The following is a 4,878-nucleotide window of genomic DNA, read 5'->3' as shown; positions in this document are numbered from 1 at the left end:
CGCGATCTCCCACAACCCGTCCGGAACAATCCAACTCCACGTATCCCGCCCCATGAACAGTCCAACGAGCCAGCACCACATAGGACACGGTCTAAAGCGAAGCGCCTTGCCTGGACGGACGCTGTCATTGGGCTGCTTCATATGCCTCGCGGACCTCGGCGGGGATGCGGCCACGTTCGCTTACGTCATGGCCGTTTGCCTTAGCCCACTCACGGATCCTGGCCGCCGACTGGCCTCCCGTCTCTACTGCCTGCTTGCGACGCGCTTCTCCCTGGCCTTTACGGCCGGTCTTCCGTCCTGCTTTCAAGTACGGACTGAATACTTCGAGCATCCGATCGTAGCTGTCCGGAGACAGGTCGATCTCATACTCCACGCCATTGAGCGTAAAGGCGTGAGTTGCACCCTCGCTCGTCTCCTCGCCGGTCACGTCATCGATGAAAATGGTTACATGCTTCTTTGCCATGGACTGAGAGTACATCTGAAACCCCATGAGCACCATAGAATAGACACGTCGATATACCTTGCCCGTGGATACCCGCAGATCTCCAGCAGTTGCCGTATACCCCTTCCACTCGCCCCTTGTGATCGACATTCGGCGAGAGGGAACATCTCCATTGTCGCGAAGGTGAGTCAAATGGTACGCAAGCCCCATTCCGGGGCATCGGGCAGGTTTCCGTGGTCTATGAAGAAGTGAGCAGGAAGCCCGCTGACCTGCGCATCTGCCGCCGCGAATCTTCAGGCGAAACGGCGCAAGGCCGGGGATCGACCGCAGCTGGAACCGCAGGGACTGACCACTGCGCGCCTTCACTAGGTGAAGGGAATCGGTACCCGTCCTCAGCAGCACGGACTATCTCACTCGCCGGATCCCGTATGCGGGGGCTGGCACTAGCCCCGCGGGCACTGCTGCCTTTCGCTGCTGCCGCAAAACGCCTGAGGAACCGGCTCGTCGGCAGATACCTGTACCAAGCCAGGTCGGGAATCTCTAAACTGATCGGACTCTATTGATACGTGGGTACTCTCCATCCAGGAGCCGAGCTGCGGCGGCGCGCGAGGCAACAGATTACGATGCCTGTGGCGGCCCCGCAGCGGCCTGCGCCTGCATTATCAGTCCCCCGGAGAACAGGTTCGATGCCGGAATGAAGGACACCCCCTAGTCTTCTGAGTCAGGAATTCTGTTCGGATGTATAAGCTTGCTTCATGGCACGGACGGGGCGGCCGAAGGCCGAGTTGAGGCTGTCGGACGAGGAACGCGCCGCGCTTGAGGGGTGGGTGCGGCGTCGTTCCACGCCGCAGGCTTGGGCATTGCGGTGCCGGATCATCCTGGCCTGCTCCGCGGGCGCCTCGAAGAAGGATGTGGCTGCTCAACTCGGCTCTACACCTCATGCGGTGGGCCGCTGGCGGGCTCGGTTCGTGCAGTACCGCATCGCCGGTCTTGGTGACATGCCGCGTCCCGGTGGGCCCAGGACAGTGACTGACGAGCAAGTCGCCGCGGTGGTCACCAGGACGCTGGAATCCACACCGAAGAGCGCAACACACTGGTCGACACGGTCGATGGCGAAGGAGATGGGCCTGTCGCAGTCGTCGGTGTCACGGATCTGGCGGGCCTTTGGGTTGCAGCCGCACCGGTCGGAGACCTTCAAGCTTTCGACCGATCCGTACTTCGTCGACAAGGTCCACGACGTCGTTGGGTTGTATCTCGACCCGCCGGAGCGGGCGCTGGTGTACTGCGTGGACGAGAAGTCGCAGATCCAGGCCCTGGACAGGTCCCAGCCCGTGTTGCCGATGATGCCCGGAGTTCCCGAGCGGGCGACTCAGACTACCTTCGCGCCGGCACCACAACGCTGTTCGCCGCACTGGAGGTCGCCACCGGCAAAGTGATCGGCTCCCTGCACCGCCGACACCGCGCCGAGGAGTTCAAGATGTTCCTGATCAAGCTCGACAAGGCAGTGCCCGCCGGCCTGGATGTCCACCTGATCTGCGACACCTACTCCACCCACAAGACTCCCGCCATCAAGAAGTGGCTGCTGGCTCACCCGCGCTTTCACCTGCACTTCACACCGACCGGTTCGTCCTGGCTGAACCTCGTCGAGCGATGGTTCGCCGAACTCACCAACAAGCAGATACGGCGAGGAGTCCACAGATCCGTCCAAGCCCTGGAGAAGGACATCCGCACCTGGATCGCAGCCTGGAACAGCGATCCGCAGCCCTACGTCTGGACCAAGACCGCCGACGAGATCCTCGAACGCCTCCCCTCATATCTGAACAGAATTCCTGACTCAGAAGACTAGATGGCCGGATCACGCTCAAGGCGGCTGCTGCAGGTCTGCTCGATGCGTCGGCATCCAAGGAGTCACCTGGCCCAGCGGCGCCGGACCGTAGGCGACCGCGGTCAGCGCAGAGCGGTGAGGTAGCGGTTTGGCGCGTCGAGGGCTGCTGCTTTCCGGGTGAGCAGAACGCTGAGGCAGTGGTAAGTAAGATCACTCGAGCCGTACACATGATGGGCGATCAGTGCCAGCTGTTTGAGTTGCTCGTCGGTCATGGACTCAGGGTGCCCGAAGTCGCGTACGTACACGACGTCAGCTTCGAGGAGCTGGTTCCGGGCGCGGCGGAAGTCCCCCTCAAAGACGACGGGAGCGATCGCCCAGCGTTTGATGGCAGCAAAGGCATGCGGGATGAAGCCCTGGCGGCGGAGCTGCTGATCCACGTCGCCGAACGTGGGCTGGTCCTCGTACAGCGGAACGAAGGAGACCTCGGTATGGACTGCCACTGCCTCGGCCAGTTTCTGCCGACCGCCCTGGAACACCATTAGTTCAGCGCCTTGAATGTCGACCTTCAGAAGGTCGAAGGCGCTGACCTCATCGACGTCGTCCAGCTTCCGGGTGTCAACCGGGACCTCCTCGCGGACTCGGCCCCACTCGGTGAATCCGTTGAAGAGCCTGAGCCTGTTCGGATCGGGTCGGTACAGGCTGGTCATGCCGGAGGTGGCGGTGACCCGGAGAGTATGGGGGGCGCCGTCACCGATAGAGTCGGGCAGATAGGTCTCATGCGGGCCCTTACGACGCTGCAGCTCAGCCAGGGCATCGGGCTGAGGCTCGAACCCGGTCACCCGGCACAGGCCGGCTCGCAGCATGTCGTGGTATGGCGCCTCCCCGTCGATCGGGTTGGCGCCGATGTCGATGACATGGGTATGCCGGTCTGGCTGCACCAGTGCGAGTACGGGTGAGGCGGTGGGGGCGGTGACGGTCATTGCATTCCCATCCTCACCTCAGGCTGCCGATTGGCACTTCGCGTCCAGCTTGCGCCGGGCGAACTCCAGGTTCTTGGTGACCCGTTCGCGCTGGTCGTCGGGGAGTTCGCCTTCGATGAGGAGGCGTTCGCAGCACTGCTGGGACTCCTGGTAGGCGCCGACCCAATAGGCAGACACAGCGAGTTCGTCGAGCGCGCGCCATTCGTGCCACGAGAACTCTACGAATAGGGCATCCTTCGGGTACGGGATGCGCACCGCTTCTTTGGCGAACATGTACGCCAGGGGCCAGCGCTTCTCGAGGCGGCAGATGCGCGCTAGATCGCCGATCGCCTCGGCGCGCGAGGGCCGACTCTCGTGGGCACGGAGGTAGCGGTCGATTACTTCGGCCAGCGGCCGCCCAAGGCTCGCAGCGAGCCGTGCGGCGTAGACCTGGGCGAGGTAGGTCTCCTCCGTGAAGCCGGCCATGCCGGCCCGGTGGTCGTATGCAGCGAGAGACTTCTCCGGCTCTCCCGCGTCGCGCCAACTCTGGGCCAAGTAGAATGCGTACCGAGCATTCCCGGGTTCCTTGGCCAGCCCTTGCTCGAGGATCTCCGCGTCCCGCAGGTACTTCTTCCGCGGGCCGCCTTCGCGGAGGCGGGCACCACCACCGACGGTCAGGATGTTGACCCCTTCAAGCTTTCCGAGGCTGCACTGCATGCCGCACTCAATGTACTCGTGGAGGACTCCGACGTAGTGCCAAGGCAGCCGGGTAGAGACCAGCGCACGCCGCCAGTGGATGATCGGCCCGTCGTGCAAGGCGATCTGATAGGCGTCGAGACTCAGGTCCGACATCAGGAACTCGGGCCGCACCTGTAGTTCGTCATCCGCATCGATGAACAGGAGGTAGTCAGCGTGGGAGCGAGCGAGTTCGATTGCCTCGGTACGGCTGCCGTCGAATCCCCTCCACGGTCGCTCGTGCAGGACCCCGGGCAGATCGCTGAAGCAGTCCCGGACGGCATCCTGAGTGCCGTCCGTGGAGCCGGTATCCACGATCACCCAGGTGTCGATCAGGGGACGTACCGAATCGAGGCACTTCCGGATGGTCGGAGCCTCATTCTTCACGATCATGTTCAGACAGACTGTTGGTTTCACGGGCCCACCGCTGTAGTAGATCAGTCGTCCGAGGCGGACGGCTGAGCCGGTGTCGGATCTGTGACCCTAGTGGCCGCTCTGGCGGCCTGGCCGAAGGCTCGCCGAGTTCCAACGGGGCCCCGAAAGCGACTGTCCGAAGACCTGCCGGTCCGCTTGGCGCAAGGATGCACTAGTACGACCAGTGCGACCGGCCCCGTTGTACGCCATCAGAGGGGCCGTTGGTCTCGGCAGGCAACAACGAACTGCACCGACCGCTCGAGCCGCCGGCTGTGCTGCAACAGGCCAGCCTCGCACACCAACTCCTGACGTCCGCCTGATGCACACCATGGGCATCAGGCGTACTTGAAGTTGCCGCACGTTTGCCAAATCACACAGATCCACTGCCCAGCTTGCAGGTGGCGTGATCACTGAGCATTTTCAGCGGTGAGTCTCCGGGGTGAGGAGGGCTTTGGCGATTGACGTGAGGCGGTTGGGACTGATCCGTGCCTTCCGGAGGATTC

Annotated in this window: 3 protein-coding genes and 1 pseudogene; 1 reads left to right on the top strand and 3 read right to left on the bottom strand. The window is 63.1% G+C overall.

Translation table 11 applies throughout. The features are described from left to right. Window positions 1–124: 124 nt before the first annotated feature. Entirely contained in the window at window positions 125–463 is a 339-nt protein-coding gene (locus tag ACIQMR_RS38200; RefSeq protein WP_401397748.1) for an Lsr2 family protein, read from the bottom strand. A 734-nt stretch (window positions 464–1,197) separates the two neighbouring features. Between ACIQMR_RS38200 and ACIQMR_RS38195 the strand changes: the two are divergent. Next, a pseudogene (locus tag ACIQMR_RS38195) lies at window positions 1,198–2,288 on the top strand (IS630 family transposase). A gap of 101 nt (window positions 2,289–2,389) precedes the next feature. On the opposite strand, the gene ACIQMR_RS38190 reads toward ACIQMR_RS38195, so the two are convergent. Then, window positions 2,390–3,247, bottom strand: coding sequence for an FkbM family methyltransferase (locus ACIQMR_RS38190; protein ID WP_401397745.1), 858 nt, complete (start codon window positions 3,245–3,247; stop codon window positions 2,390–2,392). An 18-nt stretch (window positions 3,248–3,265) separates the two neighbouring features. Next, window positions 3,266–4,354, bottom strand: a complete 1,089-nt coding sequence (locus tag ACIQMR_RS38185; protein WP_401397742.1) for a glycosyltransferase — start codon at window positions 4,352–4,354, stop codon at window positions 3,266–3,268. Between the last annotated feature and the right edge of the window lie 524 nt (window positions 4,355–4,878).

Origin of the sequence: Streptomyces sp. NPDC091376 (assembly GCF_044757085.1) — a bacterium.
GTDB lineage: Bacteria > Actinomycetota > Actinomycetes > Streptomycetales > Streptomycetaceae > Streptomyces > Streptomyces pratisoli.
The sequence above is the reverse complement of the archived record's forward strand: the minus strand, read 5'-3'. Positions and strand labels throughout refer to the sequence as shown.